This window comes from Kordia zhangzhouensis, from assembly GCF_001005305.1.
In the GTDB taxonomy this organism is placed as follows: domain Bacteria; phylum Bacteroidota; class Bacteroidia; order Flavobacteriales; family Flavobacteriaceae; genus Kordia; species Kordia zhangzhouensis.
Map to the genome: position 1 here is coordinate 369468 of NZ_LBMH01000003.1, position 19518 is coordinate 388985.

Below are 19518 nucleotides of genomic sequence, written 5' to 3' on the forward strand. Positions count from 1 at the left end.
GGGTTTTCTGTAAATTTAAGTGTTTAAAAAATGCTATTAAAACAAAATAGATGAAACCAGATTTATTCCAAGCTCCTGATTACTACAATTTAGACGAGCTATTAACCGACGAACATAAATTAGTAAGAGATGCTGCCCGCGAATGGGTAAAAAGAGACGTTTCTCCAATTATAGAAGAGTACGCACAGCGTGCCGAATTTCCTGAACAGATTATAGAAGGCTTAGCTGGAATTGGTGCTTTTGGACCTTATATTCCTGAAGAATATGGTGGTGCAGGATTGGATCAAATCAGTTACGGATTAATCATGCAAGAAATAGAGCGTGGTGATTCAGGTGTACGATCTACAGCTTCTGTACAATCTTCACTAGTAATGTATCCTATTTGGAAGTATGGAACTGAAGAACAACGTCAAAAATACCTGCCAAAATTAGCTTCTGGTGAGTGGATGGGTTGTTTTGGATTAACAGAACCTGATCACGGCTCGAATCCTGGTGGCATGACCACTAATTATAAAGACATGGGCGACCATTATTTACTAAACGGTGCTAAAATGTGGATTTCCAATGCGCCATTTGCACAAGTTGCCGTAGTTTGGGCTAAGAATGAAGAAGGAAGAATTCACGGCCTAATTGTAGAACGTGGTATGGAAGGATTTTCGACTCCAGAAACGCACAACAAATGGTCATTAAGAGCTTCTGCTACCGGTGAACTAATTTTTGATAATGTCAAAGTTCCAAAAGAAAACTTATTACCAAACAAAACAGGATTAGGTGCACCACTTGGATGCTTAGATTCTGCACGTTATGGAATCGCTTGGGGCGCTATCGGTGCTGCAATGGATTGTTATGATACAGCATTGCGTTACAGCAAAGAACGTACACAATTCGGAAAACCAATTGGCGGCTTCCAATTACAACAAAAGAAATTAGCAGAAATGATTACAGAAATCACAAAGGCGCAATTACTAACTTGGCGTTTAGGTGTATTACGTAATGAAGGGAAAGCGACTTCTGCACAAATTTCAATGGCCAAACGAAATAATGTAGACATGGCTATCAATATCGCTCGTGAAGCTCGTCAAATGTTAGGAGGTATGGGAATTACAGGAGAATATTCGATTATGCGCCACATGATGAACTTAGAAAGTGTAATTACCTATGAAGGAACACATGATATCCACTTATTAATTACCGGATTCGATGTTACCGGATTGAACGCATTCAAATAATATAGAAAGATACAGAATACATAAAAAGGCTTCGTTTACGAGGCCTTTTTTAATAAATCAAAACAAGGACAACGCTTACAACGCTTATCCTTTCCTTTTTTGTACTTTTTACAGCACTTAGTTTTTACGTTCTTGGCAATTTTAATTTTCTTCTTCTTTGATTTTGCCTGAACTTCTTCGATATCAATTAAAAAAGACATATCAATTCCTCTTTATTTCGACAGCAAAGATAGCTATTTGTATTTAATCTAAATAAATTATTTTATTTTTTTGAAGATAAAATGAAGGTAGATGACTAAGAAAGTTTGGGAAATCCCTTTTTAGGTCAATGGAAGTTGTTTTTTATTACTAAAATGAGACCCCCTAATTTCTCAATTTAATATATAACTAACTTTTATATTTCTCTAAGTTTCCTCAGCAACACTAAAAAAAAGGGAGCATCACAAGCATGAACTCCCTTTTATCTAATAGAATAATACTATTATAATGAGATTCCCCTAAACCTCAATATGTTTTATGCTAAATTACATCATATCTTCAGAGTGCAATAAGATAAAACATTACTTGTAGTACGGTTTTACCGTAATTATAGTAGGTTTACAAAGAAAATTATTTTTAACTAACTGATTAACAGTATAATAAATTCAAAAGAAGTTATACAATGAAAACATAAATTCATGAAGAATATAGATAAAATTACAATGAATTACACAATGGAATATAACTACACTCCGATTGTTTGGAATTTATGATTTAAAAACCAAAAAAAATTATTTTCCTTTTTATAGCTAACAAATAGAATGGATACTAGAACTTTATTAAAAACAAAAGAGCGTTGAGAAAATAAAAATGAACGCAACACATCAAAAACATATTGACAAACAAATGTGAAACAATTTATGACAGTCAAACAATAAATTATCTTCCTTTCTTCAATCGTTCAATTTCCGCTTCTAATAGTGCTATCTTATCTTCGTATAGTTTTTCCAACTTATCATCAATTTGATAAAAATGAATATTCCCTGAATTGTAATTGATTGCTTGTCCGATTGAATGCGCCTGAAAAACATGACTTTCATCGAATGAATAGAGTTGATTCGGTTCTACTTCAAAAATTTCAGCAATTTTATGAACAACTTCCTCTTTAACTTTTGCATCTCCTGATTCGATGCGGTGATATTGCGATTGTGAAATATCAAGTCTCTCAGCCACATATTGTTGAGTTAAGTTTTTAAACTCTCGAATTCTTTTAATGTTATTGGCTACTTTCTCCATAAAAATACATTTGCAGTAAATATAATAAATTATTCAAATATTATTCTTCTTTATTCATAATTACCCTTATTTGACCTTTATTTTTGAAGTAAGAAAAAACATCTGCATGAGTAATAAAAAGAAACAATACAAAGCCTACAAATCATTAGTTATTCTAATTGGTATTATCTCTGGAGCAATTAATGGCTATGAGCTTTGCGGTATTAAATGCGCTATTATAGAAGCCTTTTTTTTAGGATTAGTAATAAAGGATATAGGTAGAAATCTGTATCAATATAGAAAATAGCATATTGATGATTACACAAAAAGGTATTGCTATTAAAAACTTCGTAAGCTATCTTAAAACATTGCTAAAACTCAAGTCATCACCTTTCAAAATCATTGACAATACAATCACGATGCCCTACCATCGAAAATAACTTTTATTAGTACATATACCAGAATGTTAATCTAGGTCCTGAATGCTATATTGATTCAATCAATATAAAGAGGAGTGTTTTATATTCATTAAAGCCACGATTGTAAACGTGTTGAGTCCACTTTACCGTTGTAGCCTCTTGTTCATCCATAAATAAGTCAATTTTGTGTCCACTTATTTCAAAACGAAACAAACAAAAACAAAAAAGCCGAAGTATTGAAACTTCGGCTTTTCTAATGTACTCGAGGCGGGACTTGAACCCGCACGACCGTAATGGTCATTGGATTTTAAGTCCAACGTGTCTACCAATTCCACCACTCGAGCTTGGACTTTTTATATATAGAGCGAAAAACGGGGCTCGAACCCGCGACCTCAACCTTGGCAAGGTTGCGCTCTACCAGCTGAGCTATTTTCGCAAGTATGTTTATGAACATCAATACTATTGCTGTATTGCGGATGCAAATTTAATACATTTCTTTAAATACCAAAGCGTTTTATTGAAAAAGAATAAATTATTTTTTAATCCCCTCGTAATCAATTACTTTTTTTTGCGTTGCAACATCCTCTTAATCTCATTTAGCTTCATCAAGGCTTCAACTGGTGTTAAAGTATCAATATCTGTGAGTAAAATTTCTTCCTTGATTTCTTCTAACAGCGGATCATCCATATTAAAAAAACTTAGTTGCAAATCATCGTCTACTTTTTTGAGATCATCTGCCAGTTCTTCACTAGAATGAGATTTTTCCAATCGCTTTAAAATTTTATTTGCTTTATGAATCACTTGCTGCGGCATACCTGCCATTTTCGCTACATGAATTCCGAAGCTGTGCTCGCTTCCTCCTCTTACAAGTTTTCGCAAGAACAACACATTATCTTTTAATTCTTTTACAGATACATTATAATTTTTGATACGATCAAAGATTTCTGTCATCTCATTCAATTCATGATAATGTGTAGCAAATAATGTTTTTGCACGTGAAGGATGCTCATGCAAATACTCGGAAATTGCCCAAGCAATTGAAATTCCGTCGTACGTACTAGTTCCTCGACCAATTTCATCCAACAGCACTAAACTTCTATCTGAGATATTGTTCAAAATAGATGCTGTTTCATTCATTTCAACCATAAAGGTCGATTCGCCCATCGAAATATTATCGCTCGCACCTACTCTTGTAAAAATTTTATCTACCAAACCTATTCTAGCTGCATCTGCTGGAACAAAACTTCCCATTTGTGCTAACAATACAATGAGGGCTGTTTGACGCAAAATAGCAGATTTACCACTCATATTAGGGCCTGTAATCATAATGATTTGTTGAGACTCTCTATCTAGTGACACATCATTAGCTATGTAACTTTCTCCTATTGGCAATTGTTTTTCAATCACGGGATGTCTCCCATTTTTGATTTCTAAATCGTAAGAATCATCTATTTCAGGATACACATAATTGTTAGCCTTTGCCAAAGAGGCAAAACCACATAGACAATCTAACTTAGCAATAATATTAGCATTTTGCTGCACAGCCTTAATGTACTGATTCATCCACACTACAAGATCTCCAAATAATTCTTGCTCTATTTGTGTAATTTTTTCTTCGGCTCCAAGAATTTTAGTTTCATACTCTTTTAGTTCCTCTGTAATGTAACGTTCGGCATTGACTAATGTTTGTTTTCGTGTCCATGTATCAGGAACTTTAGCCTTGTGCGTATTTCGAACTTCTATATAATAGCCAAACACATTATTGGAAGCGATTTTTAGCGATGGAATACCTGTTGCAGCACTTTCACGTTCGAGCATTTTATCTAAATAATCTTTCCCTGAAAAGGCTATACCTCTCAACTCATCTAACTGATCTGAATATCCACTAGCAATTGTGTTTCCTTTTAAAATATTTACTGGCGCCTCTTCATTAAGTGTTTGTTTTATTTTTGAACGCAACAATTCACATTCGTGGATTGTATCTCCAATCACTTTTAACGCCTCATTAGAGCTTGCACCTGTAATTTGTTTGATAGGAACAATTGCTTCTAGCGAATTCTTTAATTGTATAACTTCTCTGGGCGATATTTTTGCAGTAGCTACCTTAGAAATCAAACGTTCAATATCACTAATTTGTTTAATGTGATGTTGAATTGTATGTAATTCATCTTCCTGTTGAAACAAATAATTCACTACTTCGTGGCGCTGCTTAATCTGTTGACTATTTTTTAAAGGCAAAGCTAGCCAGCGTTTTAGCAAACGTCCACCCATAGGCGAAATTGTTTGATCTATAACATCTAATAACGTAATGGCATTAAACGCTGTGGAAGCATATAATTCTAGATTTCTAACCGTAAAGCGATCCATCCAAACATAGGCGTCTTCAGCAATACGAGCTATTGAAGTAATGTGCTGTAATTTATGATGTCTGGTTTCTGATAAGTAATGCAATACCGCTCCAGAAGCTATAATACCTTCTTGCAAATCTTCTACACCAAACCCTTTAAGTGAGCTGGTATCAAAATGAGATATGAGTTTTTCATGCGCAAAATCTGCTTTAAAAACCCAATCATCCAAATAGAATACATGGAAAGAGTTTCCAAAGGTTGCTACAAAATCTGTTTTTTTCTGTTTTGGAATCAAGATTTCACTAGGCTTGAAGTTTTGCAATAACTTGTCGATATATTCCTCAGATCCCTGCGTTGTCATAAATTCACCTGTCGAAACATCTAAAAAAGAAATTCCTAATAACTTTTTTCCATAATGCACCGCACACAAAAAGTTATTAGTTTTTGCTTGTAACACTTCATCATTAAAAGCCACTCCAGGAGTCACTAATTCTGTAACACCTCGTTTCACAATTTTCTTAGTTTGTTTTGGATCTTCTAATTGATCACAAATAGCAACCCGCTCACCTGCTTTTACCAGTTTGGGCAGATACGTATTTAATGAGTGATGAGGAAATCCTGCCAATTCAATATTGTCACCACCATTATTTCGATGCGTCAATACGATTCCCAAGATATTGGCTGCTTTGACAGCATCTTCACCAAAAGTTTCATAAAAATCTCCTACTCGAAATAGCAATAAAGCATCTGGATATTTACCTTTGATGCTATTGTATTGCTTCATTAAGGGCGTAACTTTTTTCGCGCTGCTTTTTGCCAATGTTTGCTTTTTTTAGTGTTATTTTTGCAGAAAATATAAATTGAACTCATCCGAGCTTTTCGTATTTGTTAAAAAATTGTTCTTTTAAAAACCTGTTTTTGTCTTTTTTGAATTCTGTAGCGCTGCTATACAACTTAAAAAAAATACTTCAACAGAACTTAAAATTCCTAATTTTCACTTAAATCCTAAAAGTCCAAATGAGTTCATTGCGAATTTAATTAAATTCAAGGAAAACTCACGAATTACCTATGAGAAAACTCAAAAATAGTGAACTAAACCGATTAAGTGTTGACGAATTTAAATCGTCTCAAAAAACTAACTTAATTGTTATTCTCGATAATATTAGAAGCTTAAATAATATAGGCTCAGTTTTTAGAACAAGTGATGCTTTTTTGATTAAGAAAATTTATCTGTGTGGAATTACTGCAAAACCACCACATAAAGACATTCACCGAACAGCTTTGGGTTCTACCGAATCGGTTTCTTGGGAATATCGTGAAGATACCTTAACATTGGTAAAAGAACTACAAGAAAATAATGTGCAAGTAGCAGCTATTGAGCAAGCCGAAAAAGCCGTGATGCTAAATGAATTTTTACCTAAAAAAGATACTACGTATGCTCTTATTTTTGGAAATGAAGTAAAAGGTGTCCAACAATCTGTTGTTTCTGCTTGTGATTATGTAATTGAAATTCCGCAATTTGGCACAAAACATTCATTAAATATTTCTGTTAGTGCAGGCGTAGTGTTGTGGGATTTGTTTGCCAAACTTCGTTCTTAAACAACTCTGTTTTTTAAGCCATCAAATTACATTTAAGCATTTAAAAACACACTGTTAGTACTCGCTACAATAACTTTGAAAATAAAGAATACTTCGTGTAGAGAATTGCGTTCTTTGTCAATTTTAAAAATCGTGAATTTCTGCAATAATTTTCTGATAATCATTAGCATTTGCAACAAAATCCAACTCTGAAACGTCAATAATTTTGACATTCAAATTTTTATGTGTCCTAATAAATTCTAAATATCCATTATTAATTTTATCTAAATATTCAGAAGGGATTTTCTGTTCATAATCACGCCCACGCTTTTTTATGTTTCGAAGCAATCGTTCTGTATTTTGATATAAATACACATACAAGTCTGGCTTTGGGATTTCCTTGTACATAATATCAAACAACTTTCTGTATAACTTGTACTCTTCGTGTTGCAAAGTCACTTTTGCGAATATCAATGATTTAAAAACATCATAGTCAGACACAATAAAGTCTTTAAACAAATCCAACTGTGCTAAATCATCTGAAATTTGCTGGTATCGATCTGCCAAAAAAGACATTTCAAGTGGAAACGCATAACGTCCATTATCTTCATAGAATTTTGGCAAAAAGGGATTATCCGCAAAGCGTTCTAAAATTAATTTCCCATTAAAATCTTCTGCTATTTTTGTTGCCAATGATGTTTTTCCAGCTCCAATATTCCCTTCAATAGCGATATAATTAAATCGGGAAAAATCTTTATTACTATTTGGATTTTGTAATTTTTCAATACTAATCTGCATTCCATCACCTTTCAGTTGCGCATTCAATTGCGCTACTGTTTTTTTGAATATTGGATGAATTTTGCTAGGCGCAATATCGCACAAAGGCTGCATCACAAACTTACGTTCATGCGCAAGCGGATGCGGCAAGTTTAGCAAATCAGTCTTTACAATTTCGTCTTCATAAAAAACAACATCTATATCAATAGTACGATCTTGATATCCTTTTTGGCTATTTCTGACACGTCCAAGAACCACTTCTATTTTCAAAATTTCTTGCATCATTTCTGTAGGCGAAAGTGCAGTTTGCAAACCGACACAGGCATTGTAAAAGTCATTTCCGTCAAATCCCCATGAAGGTGTTTGGTAAATAGGAGAAACTTTACTCACACGACCTATTTTTTCAGAAAGTTGTTGTAGTGCATTTTGTAGATGTGCTCGCTTATCGCCAACATTACTCCCAATAGATATGTAGGTTGTGTGTAACAAATTCGGACAGATTGAATAGATATTTTGCAAAAATTTGCAGTGCCAAATATAGGCAAAATAAACGGACAGAGTGATTGAAAAGAAAGCTGATTTACCCAACTTTTCAACAAAAGTAAAGTTTGTAAATTCAATACTTTTTTTTGTGAAAAAAGTATCATAAATAAGATGTAAAGTGTAACATTTAGGAAGAAACTCACACTTACTTTCTAAGTATCGAATTAATAGATACTTTTGTGATAATAAAAAAGACGATTTAAAATAAACGCTATGAACTTTTTAAAACGAGTACTTTCAACTGTTGTTGGAATTGGTGTATTTTTTGCCTTATGCTTTATAATTTTATTCCTTTTAATTTTTATAAGTGCTGGCTCAGGCAAAGATGAAATTTTAGTAAAAAACAATTCTGTATTAGAATTGAAATTAGAGGCTCCTATTGACGATTACGCTGGACGATTTGACTACAGTGACGTTCCTTTTTTTCCTCACGAGCAACAGTATGACGGCCTTTTTGATATTATAGAGGCAATAAATCATGCTGCTGATGATCCAAAGATTAAAGGAATTTCCATTAAAAACAATGCTTTAGAAGCAGGAATGGCACAAACCAAAGCACTACGCGACGCTTTATTAGCTTTTAAAGAGTCTGGAAAGTTTGTAGTCTCCTATGGAGATTTCTATTCACAAAAAGATTACTATTTAAATTCTGTAGCCGATACAATTTACTTAAACCCTGTAGGTGCATTAGATTTTAAAGGTTTAGCAATGGAGCGCATGTACTACAAAGAGTTTCAAGAAAAATATGGAGTAAAGATGGAAGTGATTCGTCATGGAAAGTATAAAAGTGCTGTAGAAGGATACTTAAGCCAAGAAATGAGCGAAGCAAACCGTGAGCAAATTTCCGTATTCTTACATTCTATCTGGACCAAAATGCGTGAAGAGATTGGTGCTAACAGAAATATTTCTCCTGAACAATTAAACACTTTAGCTGATGAGCTGGCCGGACGTACAGCAGAACTCGCTTTAGCTTCAAATTTAGTCGATAAAATTGGCTATGAAGATGAATATGAAGCAGGCATTAAAAATGCGTTGGGAGAAAAAGACAAATACAATAGCATCAACATTTACGATTATGCACAGCATACGGGGAAACAGTATGTTAAAAAGACTGGAAAAGAAAAAATTGCCATAATCTATGCGCAAGGTCAAATCATGTATACCGAAGGTAATATTCATACAATAGGGCAAATTTCCATTAATAAAGCTTTAAAAGAGGCACGTGAAAATGACAATGTAAAAGCAATTGTATTACGCGTAAACTCTCCTGGAGGAAGTGCCTTGGCAAGTGAGTTGATTTGGCGTGAAATTGAGCGTACCAAACAAGTAAAACCTGTCATTGTTTCTATGGGTGATCTTGCCGCTTCTGGTGGGTATTATATTGCATGCAATGCAGACAAGATTTTTGCTGAACCTAACACAATTACAGGAAGTATTGGTGTGTTTGGAACTGTTCCAAACATTCACAAACTAGCCGAAAATCTCGGTATCAATGCAGAGCAGGTTGGCACTAATAAAAACTCAGTAGATTACAGTGTATTTGAACCAATGACCGACGAACAACGAGCTTTGATTAAAGAAGGTATTGAAGATATTTATGATTTATTTACCAAACGTGTCGCTGATGGGCGAAATATGACGCAAGCTGCTGTTGACGAGATTGGTCAAGGACGAGTTTGGACAGGTAGCGATGCAATTACAATTGGCTTAGTAGATGAAATAGGTGGGTTAGATGAAGCCCTACAAGCCGCTGCCGAAGCAGCAAACATTAAAGAGTACTCTATTGAAGAATTACCTGTTTATAAGCAAGATTTTCAAGACATTCTCAGTCAATACACAGGAGGATTTATCCAAACAAAAGAAGAAGTAATGAGAGAAGAATTAGGTAACGAAAACTATATGATTCTTCAAAAAATAAAACAGATTTCCGAAATGAAAGGACCGCAGTTATTGCTTCCTTACGAAATTGAGATTAAATAATTTTGTTAGTTTTTAATCCAACAAAAAGCCTTTCTGTAAATAACTAGAAAGGCTTTTTATTTGCTTACAGAAACAACTTTCCAAAACATATATAATGATAGACATCTGAGCTAGAACCATAAAATTAAAAATAACACAAATACTATCGTTGAAACTTTAGTATATTTACCTTATGACAGTAGCCGATAAAAAACTTGCTGCCAGAATCTATTTGTACTTGGCAGCATTATTCATTACTTCGTTAGTAGTTTCCAACTTGATTTTTCAGAAATTTTTCTATTGGTATCCGTTTGACATGGAAATATTTGGCGAACGTTTATTCAAAATTTCTGTAGGATTACTACCCTATCCCATTACGTTTTTAATTACCGATGCCATTTCAGAAATTTATGGGAAAAAGAAAGCCAATCAAGTTGTAATTGCAGGAATTTTTGCTTCGTTCTTCTCTTTAGGCATTATCTATATTTCCAAATATGTGCCTGCCCTTAAAAATTCTCCTGTAAGTGATGAAACATTCACGAGAGTATTTGGCAATGCGCCTTTGGCAGTATTAGCTTCCATGCTTTCCTACTTGTTCGCTCAATTTGTAGATATTCAATTGTATCACTTTTGGAAAAAACTCACTAAAGGAAAACACTTATGGTTACGCAATAACTTTTCCACCTTTGCGTCTCAATTTGTAGACACATTTTCGGTGATTACCTTATTATGTATTTTTAAAATTTTACCGTGGGATATTTACTTAGGATTAATTGCTAGTGGCTTTATCTTTAAAGTGCTTGTCGCTTTTATTGACACGCCTTTTTTATACCTAATTGTATACATATTTAGAAAACGATTTAAGCTTGAAATTGGTGAAGAAATTGATTTGGACTCCTACGCTGTATAAGCTGTTTTTTTCTAGAAAAACGTTCATTAATAGTTTCAACTTAGTATAAACGCTGAAAAATTTGCTCTTTTCATTCAGATGTTAACGCGTCTCGTTATTTTTAAAAAATTTATCATCTTCTTAACTATAATTAGTTAAAAAATCGCTTATTTATACAGTACAAATACATAGCAATGAAAATTAAAAGAATACTTAAAATAGTTGGAATTACACTTTTGACGTGTACTGCGCTATTAATAGCTGCTCCTTTTTTATTTAAAGGTAAAATCATAGAACTAGTAAAAAATTCCATTAATGAAAATATAAATGCCCATGTAGATTTTACGGATGTAGATATCAGCTTTTTTAGAAACTTTCCGAAGGCATCTATTGTACTAAATGACGTTGAAGTACTTACTAATGCGCCATTTGAAAATGACACACTTTTCTTTGGAAAAGAAGTAGCTATCACCACTGCAATTGGTGAATTGTTTAAAGGCGCCGATGAAGCCATTCAAGTATATAGTTTTACAATAGATGATGCACAATTACACCTAAAAATTGACGAGAACGGAAATGCAAACTACGATATTGCAAAACCTTCAGAAACTACAAGTCCAACTGCCACAAAAACATCTGATTTTACATTCAAAATAGATAACTATCGCATTCGCAATACAAGTATTGATTATTTTGACACCAAGAGCCGCACATTGCTCACTTTACAAAATGTACAGCATGAAGGTTCTGGGGATTTTTCGCTAGCAACTTCCAAACTAAAAACAACTACAAATGCACTTGTTTCATTTGCAATTGGCGATATGAAATACATTAATCGCCAGCAAGTTCAACTCAATGCTTTGATTGGTATGGATTTGAACACAAATACGTATACATTTTTAGAAAACAACGCGCTAGTTAATCAATTACCATTAACATTTAGTGGATATGTAAAAGTTTTGAAAGATGCGCAGGAAGTTCAGCTACAATTGCAAACGCCTTCGTCTGATTTTAAAAATTTTCTCGCAGTCATTCCTGAAGCATATGCTAAAAATAGTACTAGTGTAAATACGACTGGAAATTTTGAGGTTTCTGGAGAAATTAAAGGAATAGTAGACGAAACTCACATCCCAACGATTGATATCAAGGTTATTTCAAACAATGCTTCTTTTAAATATCCTGATTTACCTAAAAGCGTACAAAACATCAATATCAATGCAGAATTGATAAATACTACTGGAATTACAGATGACACATATCTAAAAATCAACAATCTGGCTTTCAAAATTGACCAAGATTCTTTCCAAGGAAATGGAACTCTTTCTCAATTGACCACGAACCCAAAAGTAAATGCAAAAATTATTGGAAAACTAAATTTAGCCAACATTACCAAAGCATATCCTATAGAATTTGATAAAGAATTAAGCGGTATTATAGACGCTAATTTGACCACTAACTTTGATATGAATGCAATTGAAACACAGCAATATCAACGAATCAAAAACACAGGAAACCTTCGAGTTACAGATTTCTTATTTGCTTCTAAAGATATTGTAAACCCTATGTCTATTTCTGAAGCGACCTTAGATTTTATTCCAGGAAAAATATCCCTCAAAAAGTTTGATGCAAAAAGCGGAAAAACTGATTTTAATGCTACAGGAACCATTGAAAATTTACTCGGTTTCTTGTTCAACGAAGGAAAACTCAAAGGAAACTTTACTGTAAATTCCAATGCGTTTTATGTAAATGATTTTATGGTAGCAAGCAAGGACGGAAGTAACAATCAAAGTGCAGATGTACAACAAGGCGAGGCATTAAAAATTCCTAGCTTTTTAGATTGTTCTATTAATGTAAACGCTGCAAAAGTGTATTATGATACTATTGAGTTGAATAATGTTAAAGGTCGTTTGGCACTTGAAAATGGAGATGCCATCTTAAATGGTGTTTCCTCCGATGTTTTTGATGGAAAAATCAATATGAGTGGTTTGGTTTCTACCAAAACAGATACACCAACATTTGCAATGGATTTGGTGATGGATTCCTTCGATGTATCTAAATCATTTGACGGCTTAGAGTTACTACAAACCATTGCTCCTATTGCCAAAGCATTAAATGGAAAATTAAACACCAAAATTTCACTTAAAGGAGATTTAAAAGAAAACTATACTCCTTCGTTGACGAGCATTTCTGGGAATGCGTTTGCAGAATTGTTGACAACCACATTGCGAACTCAAAATATCGATCTCTTCAATATAATTAATGACAAACTTACATTTATCGATCTTAATAAAATAAACATAGAAGACATAAAGACAAAACTTTCTTTTGACAAAGGAAAAGTAAATGTGAGCCCATTTTCTTTTAACTATAAAGATATTCAAATTACGGTTTCTGGGAGTCATGGTTTTGATCAATCTCTTAACTATAACGCCACATTTGAAATCCCTGCAACATATTTAGGCATTGAAATTACCAGTCTGCTTTCGCAAATCAAATCGGAAGAAGCTAAAAATATAACCATACCTGTTAGTAGTACAATTTCAGGAAGTTTATCTAAGCCAAACTTTTCTACTGATCTTGCAAGCGCTACAAAAGATCTTGCTAAAAAGTTAGCCAAAATCAAAGCACAAGAAGCCTTAGGAAATATCCAAACAGGCAATACGACAGTAGATGAAATTTTGGGAGACTTGATTAAAGGAAACTCCACTCCTAAAGACACAACTGTTACTACGCCAAATTCAACAGATGATAAAATAAAAAGTGCAATTGGCAACTTCTTACTCAATCGCCAAAAACGAAAAGAAGCCGAACAAAAAGCCCGAGAAGAAGCTGCTGCCAAAGCAAAAGCCGAAGAAGAAAAGAAGCAACAAGAAAAAGTAATTGATACCACACAATCCAATAGATGAACAAATATAAGTTTCAAGAAATACAAACCGAACGACTACTGCTAACTCATCTGAATGATGCTGATTGGGCAACGATTTCTTACTTACGCTCCGACAAAGAGATAAATCAGTTTATAAAAAGACCTAATGCAGACACTAAAGAAAAAGCCTTAGAATTTATAGCAAAAATCAAGTCTGGAATTGAACAACATAGCCTCTACTACTGGAAAATCACACAAAATAAATTTCCTGAAATGATAGGCAGTATTTGTCTTTGGAACTTTTCCGAAGATCAAAAAACTGCAGAAATAGGATATGATTTAAGTCTTAAATATCAAAAACAAGGGTTTATGAATGAATCCTTACAAGGTGTAATTAACTTTGGATTTCATACCCTAAACCTAAATTTAATAGAAGCTTATACACATAAAGACAACCTAGGTTCAAGAAAATTATTAGAACGAAACGGTTTTGTGTACATAGAAGGAAAAAAGGACACCGACAACGAAGATACTGTTGTATATGAATTGAAAAATAGGTGATGTAAAAAGCAAGCCTTCTCTTCTTGCTAACAAAGTGACCGTACGCATTGAAAAAATATAGTATTTTACAAAAAACGTTGTAATGAATCTTGCAAACTTCCTACCAATTGTTCATGGAAGTTGTAATGTATTTTATAATTGGTTTTATTGTTACGTGTATTGGTGCTATTCCACTAGGAACAGTTAATATTTCTGTGATTCATACCACTCTCAATTACAATATGCGGAATGCTATGAAGATTGCTTTTGCGGCAGGGATTGCCGAAATAGTACTTTCTTTTTATGCCCTACATTGCAGTACCACAGTTACAAAATTCATCGATATGAATCAGTGGATACAGTTTATCATCGCAACATCCCTATTTGTTATTGGAGGTATTTTATTCTTTAAAAAGAAAAACAAAACCACCCAAAACAGACATGCGCCTTCACATTATCTGACAGGGTTATTTTTAGGATTACTGAATCCGCCTGTATTGGTTTATTGGTTGTTTATAATCTCTTACTTGAACGAACATGCCTTGCAGATAAACATGCATTCTTCTTTACCTATTATAATTGTATTCTTTTTGGGTGTATATCTAGGAAAAGTAGTGGTTCTTTATAGTTACAGCCGAATCAGTATTTTAATTAAAAATAAAGTACAACACACTGCAATGCTCATTAATCGTTTCATTGGTGCATTGTTGGTTATCATTGGCTCCGTACAGTTATTAAACTATTTTTTATAGTAAAGAAAAACTTTCAATAAAAAACACCATTATCAATCAAGTTCAGAAGACTTTTTTTTAGGAAATTTCTAAACGCACAACCAACCCTTCGTTTCCGCGAATATTGAATACCGTATTATCTTCAAACATTAAATATTGTCCCTTAATTCCTTTTAGAACTCCTGTGTAATTTTGAGCTTTTACAAGGTTCAAGCTTTTTATCTTTTGCGGGTACATCAACACCGGAAAATCTAGCTCCACAATTTCTCGATTGCTCAAATAATAATCGCGTGCTTCTTCAGGAATATATTGTTTTAATGCTGCCTTTTTTTCCAAAAGATCTGCATCTTCATTTAAGTTTTGAAGCATTTTTCGCCAATTCGTTTTATCGGACACGTGCGACTTAAGTGCTACTTCAATTACACCTGCCAAATACCTATTAGGTACTTCAGCAATTTCCACTGCTTGAATCGCTCCTTGATCAATCCAACGAGTTGGAACTTGACGTTTACGCGTTACTCCAACCTTTACTTCGCTAGATAATGCCAAGTATACAATATGTGGTTGCAACTGTACTTTTTTCTCATATTCTAAGTCACGATCTTCAATATCCAAATGGGCTGTACTCAATTCTGGTCGCATAATCCAATCACCTGCCGTTGGTATTTCAAAAAAACAACTTTTACAAAACCCTTGACGGTAAATTTCTTTATCTAAATGACAATTCAAACATTCATATTTTTCAAAATTTAGCGTCAATTTTCTATCAAGTAATTGGTTCATATTCAGGAAATCATCTTCAAAATTCAAGTAATATTGAATGGGCTTTGCAAACTCGGTTTGCATTTTTGTTAAAACACCTTGATACATCATTAAAGATTTTTGCTATTTTTATTGAATTAAAATATGAGTATTTCCTTCGAAATAAGACAACGAAAGTAACAAACTTTTTAGGAGTAGCCATATTTTAGCAGCTAAAATCACAACCGAATAATCACTTTATAATGCCAATACCATTAGTTAATTCTATCGCTTCTTGGTTTTTAAAAAAGCGTTTTTCTCAAATAGAACACTTTTTAAAAAATCCGAACGAAGTTCAACTAGAACTGCTGATGTCCTTGCTTCAAACAGCCAAAAGAACCGAAATAGGTATTCAACATGATTTCGCTTCTATTACCGACTACAAAACATTTAGTGAACGAGTTCCTGTAGTTACTTACGAAGACATTCAAGCCATGGTAGAACGTGCACGTAGAGGTGAATCAAATATTTTTTGGCCAAAACCCATTCGCTGGTTTGCAAAATCAAGCGGAACCACCAATGCCAAAAGCAAATTCATTCCTGTAAGTAGTGATTCGCTTGAATTATGTCATTATGCTGCTAGTAAAGATTTACTGTGTTTATACCTCAACAATAATGAAAACGCTCAACTATTCAATGGAAAAAATCTTCGTTTGGGCGGAAGCAAAGAATTATACGAACAAAATGGCACATATTACGGAGACTTATCTGCTATCTTAATTGATAACATGCCGCTTTGGGCAGAATTTAGCAGCACCCCAAGTAATAAAGTTTCTTTAATGGGCGATTGGGAAGTAAAAATTGATGCGATTATCAAAGAAACACTTCGCGAAAATGTAACCAGCCTAGCGGGCGTTCCTTCGTGGATGTTGGTATTACTAAACGAAGTATTAGAGCAAACCCAAAAAGCTCATTTATTTGAAGTTTGGGAAAACTTAGAAGTCTATTTTCACGGAGGTGTAAGCTTTGCTCCATATGAAGAACAATACCGAAACATTTTACCAAAAACAGATTTTAGATATTACGAAATATACAATGCTTCTGAAGGCTTCTTTGCCATCCAAGATCAAAACGATTCAGACGAACTTTTATTAATGTTGGATTATGGAATCTTTTATGAATTTATCCCTATGGAAACTTTTCATACAGCAAATCAAAAAGTAATTCCATTATCTGAAGTTGAAGCCGACAAAAATTACGCAGTGGTCATTACTACCAATGCAGGCTTATGGCGTTATATGATTGGCGACACTGTACGCTTTACCTCTATAAGTCCATATCGTGTCAAAATTACTGGTCGTACCAAACATCATATCAACGTTTTTGGAGAAGAGTTAATTATTGAAAATGCAGAAGCTGCACTTAAAAAAGTATGCGCAGCTACTAAGTCTAAAATTGTCGAATACACTGCTGGACCGATATTTATGCATGATCGAGAAAAAGGAGCACATGAATGGATTATAGAATTTAACAAAGCTCCTGATAATATTGATGAGTTTGCTTTCTTATTAGATGAAGCATTGCAAAATATCAATTCCGATTATGAAGCCAAACGTTTTAACAACATCACTCTTAATAGATTAAAATTACATGTTGCACGTCCAAAGCTATTTTATGATTGGCTTAAGAAAAAAGACAAATTAGGAGGGCAACATAAAATTCCTCGACTTTCAAGTCAACGAACTTACTTAGATGAACTCCTCAAAATGAACCAAAAATAGCATTTCTTAAGTTCTTCAAACTGTATTCTATAACAGGTAAAAACACTTGGTTTTTCCTTGTAGTTTCCTTATTTTATACTACTTATCGTTTTTTCACGTCATTTATCTAATAAAATATAACGTTCAAAAAGCCTGCTTTATATTTACGTTATCAGATTATTAACAATAGTACAATACCAAATTTTAAAATGAAGAAATTCACACCTACAGTGCTAGTTCTTCTACTAGTACTGCTCACAGTGACTTTCGCAAATGCACAAGGGCCAGAGGCATCAGCGATTGAAACTAGTGAAACCTACAGTAATGTAGCGGAAAAAGACGTGAAAAATCGCGCAATCAAAGCATTAGATCCTAACGGATTTATGTATCACTTTGAAAACTTAAACATTAATACTCCTTACTCAGAACATGCAACTGCATTCTTTAGAGACAAAATCATTGTTTCTTCTGCAAAGCGAATTGGTGCATTTAGCAGTAAAACAGACGGTTTTTACAATTTATATTGTGGAGATTTGAATCAGAAAGGAGAAATTAAAAACTTAGTAAATTTTTCAAGAGCTATCAACACCAAAGATGGGAACGAAGGTTCTGTTGCTTTATCAAGTGCACAAGACGTTGTCTTTTTTACTAGAAGTATTGAAGAAAATGGACAGCATAATTTAAAGATATTCAGAGCTGAAATGGTTGATTACGAATGGACAAACTTTGAAATGCTTCCATTTAACCAAGAAGGATATGCTATTGAAAACCCTGTTTTGTCTCCTGACAACAAAACAATCTATTTTTCATCTAACATTCCTGGATCAATTGGAGGATACGATTTGTTTTCTGTAAAAATCAATGAAGACGGTAGCTATAGCGAACCCAAAAACTTAGGAAGAGAAATCAACACACATAAAGATGAGCGTTATCCATATGTTATGGGTGATAATAGTGCTTTATACTTCTCTTCTAACGGACATTACAATTTAGGTGGTCTAGATGTTTTTGAAAGTAAAATCATCGATGGAAAATTCAATTTCCCTGTAAATATGGGAAGCTCTTTAAATAGTACAGAAGATGATTTCGGTTTCTTAATGGATCAATCAAACTCTGGTTTTTTCACTTCTAACAGAACTGGAGGAAAAGGCGGAAATGATATTTACTATTTTAAAAGAGAGAAAACGACGCAAACGCTTCAAGGGCTTGTAGTAGACTATAAAACAAACATGGTATTACCTAATGCAACGGTTACTGTAGTAGATACGTACGGTCGTATAGTAGATAAGATTACCTCTGATGAAAAAGGAGTTTTCACTACTACTGTGATTCCTTACAACTCTTATACATTACACGCTTCTAAAGATGGTTTTATTGAAACAGAAGAAGTATTCGAATCGTTTAGAGGAGATGATTTTAAGCACAAAGTGACCATTAAGTTACCACAAGCTAAAGCTGAAATCGTAAAAGAAGCTGAGAAAACAATAATCAAAATTGAAAACATCTATTTCGATTATAACAAATGGAGCATTAAAGACGAGTCTACCTTATCTTTAAATAAGATTATAGACGTGCTGAATGAAAATCCAATGATGAAAATCGAAATCAACGCACATACAGATGCAAGAGGTAGCGCAAACTACAACTTAAAGTTATCTGATAAGAGAGCTGCATCTGCTAGAAAGTATTTAATTACCAATGGAATTGACGCTAGCCGTTTAGTTTCTAAGGGATACGGTGAGACACAACCTAAAGAAGATTGTCAGTCTAACTGTACTGAAGCACAACACGAGAGCAATCGCAGAATTGAGTTTGTAATCGTGGAGTAAATTGTAAATAATACTGATATTGCCCAAAAAAGGAACGCTCTTGCGTTCCTTTTTT

Annotated in this window: 15 protein-coding genes and 2 tRNA genes; 11 read left to right on the forward strand and 6 right to left on the reverse strand. The window is 33.7% G+C overall.

All coding sequences use genetic code 11. The features are described 5' to 3' along the window. The first annotated feature begins 50 nt into the window (after window positions 1-50). Complete coding sequence (locus AA088_RS05035) at window positions 51-1229, forward strand: acyl-CoA dehydrogenase family protein (protein ID WP_046743855.1); 1179 nt, start codon at window positions 51-53, stop codon at window positions 1227-1229. 918 nt (window positions 1230-2147) lie between these two features. Here AA088_RS05035 and AA088_RS17560 read toward each other — a convergent pair. Continuing rightward, window positions 2148-2504, reverse strand: coding sequence for a helix-turn-helix domain-containing protein (locus tag AA088_RS17560; protein ID WP_052752790.1), 357 nt, complete (start codon window positions 2502-2504; stop codon window positions 2148-2150). A 106-nt stretch (window positions 2505-2610) separates the two neighbouring features. Here AA088_RS17560 and AA088_RS05045 point away from each other — a divergent pair, with 106 nt between their 5' ends. After that, window positions 2611-2790 (forward strand): hypothetical protein, encoded by a 180-nt coding sequence (locus tag AA088_RS05045; protein ID WP_046743856.1) that lies wholly within the window; start codon window positions 2611-2613, stop codon window positions 2788-2790. Between the two features lie 7 nt (window positions 2791-2797). Continuing rightward, the gene (locus AA088_RS18770) at window positions 2798-2923 is read left to right on the forward strand and encodes a hypothetical protein (RefSeq protein ID WP_262494923.1); all 126 of its coding nucleotides are present in this window, start codon (window positions 2798-2800) and stop codon (window positions 2921-2923) included. 238 nt (window positions 2924-3161) lie between these two features. Here the strand turns inward: AA088_RS18770 and AA088_RS05050 are convergent. From AA088_RS05050 to mutS, 3 genes are all read right to left on the reverse strand, one after another. Beyond that, window positions 3162-3246 (reverse strand) — tRNA-Leu (locus AA088_RS05050). Window positions 3247-3265: 19 nt separating this feature from the next. Then, a tRNA-Gly gene (locus tag AA088_RS05055) sits at window positions 3266-3338 on the reverse strand. A 122-nt stretch (window positions 3339-3460) separates the two neighbouring features. Further along, window positions 3461-6034: a DNA mismatch repair protein MutS gene (gene mutS, locus AA088_RS05060; RefSeq protein ID WP_394332083.1), complete on the reverse strand. Its 2574-nt coding sequence runs from the start codon at window positions 6032-6034 to the stop codon at window positions 3461-3463. A 284-nt stretch (window positions 6035-6318) separates the two neighbouring features. On the opposite strand from mutS, the gene AA088_RS05065 reads away from it, so the two are divergent. Continuing rightward, window positions 6319-6849 (forward strand): RNA methyltransferase, encoded by a 531-nt coding sequence (locus AA088_RS05065; RefSeq protein ID WP_046743858.1) that lies wholly within the window; start codon window positions 6319-6321, stop codon window positions 6847-6849. A gap of 123 nt (window positions 6850-6972) precedes the next feature. Here AA088_RS05065 and folK read toward each other — a convergent pair whose 3' ends face one another. Then, window positions 6973-8094 (reverse strand): 2-amino-4-hydroxy-6-hydroxymethyldihydropteridine diphosphokinase, encoded by a 1122-nt coding sequence (gene folK, locus AA088_RS05070; protein WP_241483383.1) that lies wholly within the window; start codon window positions 8092-8094, stop codon window positions 6973-6975. 267 nt (window positions 8095-8361) lie between these two features. Between folK and sppA the strand changes: the two genes are divergently transcribed. From sppA to AA088_RS05095, 5 genes are all read left to right on the forward strand, one after another. Then, window positions 8362-10128 carry a signal peptide peptidase SppA gene (sppA, locus tag AA088_RS05075; RefSeq protein WP_046743859.1) on the forward strand — a complete coding sequence of 589 codons (1767 nt, stop codon included), beginning with the start codon at window positions 8362-8364 and terminating at the stop codon, window positions 10126-10128. Between the two features lie 172 nt (window positions 10129-10300). Continuing rightward, window positions 10301-11017 carry a queuosine precursor transporter gene (locus AA088_RS05080; protein ID WP_046743860.1) on the forward strand — a complete coding sequence of 239 codons (717 nt, stop codon included), beginning with the start codon at window positions 10301-10303 and terminating at the stop codon, window positions 11015-11017. 173 nt (window positions 11018-11190) lie between these two features. After that, window positions 11191-13902, forward strand: a complete 2712-nt coding sequence (locus AA088_RS05085) for an AsmA-like C-terminal region-containing protein (RefSeq protein ID WP_046743861.1) — start codon at window positions 11191-11193, stop codon at window positions 13900-13902. Continuing rightward, window positions 13899-14423, forward strand: coding sequence for a GNAT family N-acetyltransferase (locus AA088_RS05090; protein WP_046743862.1), 525 nt, complete (start codon window positions 13899-13901; stop codon window positions 14421-14423). Before AA088_RS05085 ends, AA088_RS05090 begins: the two co-directional genes overlap by 4 nt. Before the next feature lie 89 nt (window positions 14424-14512). Further along, a complete protein-coding gene (locus AA088_RS05095) occupies window positions 14513-15154 on the forward strand; it encodes a LysE family transporter (protein WP_156168416.1) in 642 nt (213 codons plus the stop codon). Between the two features lie 57 nt (window positions 15155-15211). On the opposite strand, the gene AA088_RS05100 is transcribed toward AA088_RS05095, so the two are convergent. Further along, the gene (locus tag AA088_RS05100) at window positions 15212-16006 is read right to left on the reverse strand and encodes a DUF2797 domain-containing protein (protein WP_046743864.1); all 795 of its coding nucleotides are present in this window, start codon (window positions 16004-16006) and stop codon (window positions 15212-15214) included. 131 nt (window positions 16007-16137) lie between these two features. Here AA088_RS05100 and AA088_RS05105 point away from each other — a divergent pair, with 131 nt between their 5' ends. Further along, window positions 16138-17655 carry a GH3 auxin-responsive promoter family protein gene (locus tag AA088_RS05105; protein WP_046743865.1) on the forward strand — a complete coding sequence of 506 codons (1518 nt, stop codon included), beginning with the start codon at window positions 16138-16140 and terminating at the stop codon, window positions 17653-17655. 188 nt (window positions 17656-17843) lie between these two features. Further along, on the forward strand, window positions 17844-19463 hold the full coding sequence (locus tag AA088_RS05110) for an OmpA family protein (RefSeq protein WP_046743866.1): 1620 nt from the start codon (window positions 17844-17846) through the stop codon (window positions 19461-19463). Window positions 19464-19518 lie beyond the last annotated feature (55 nt).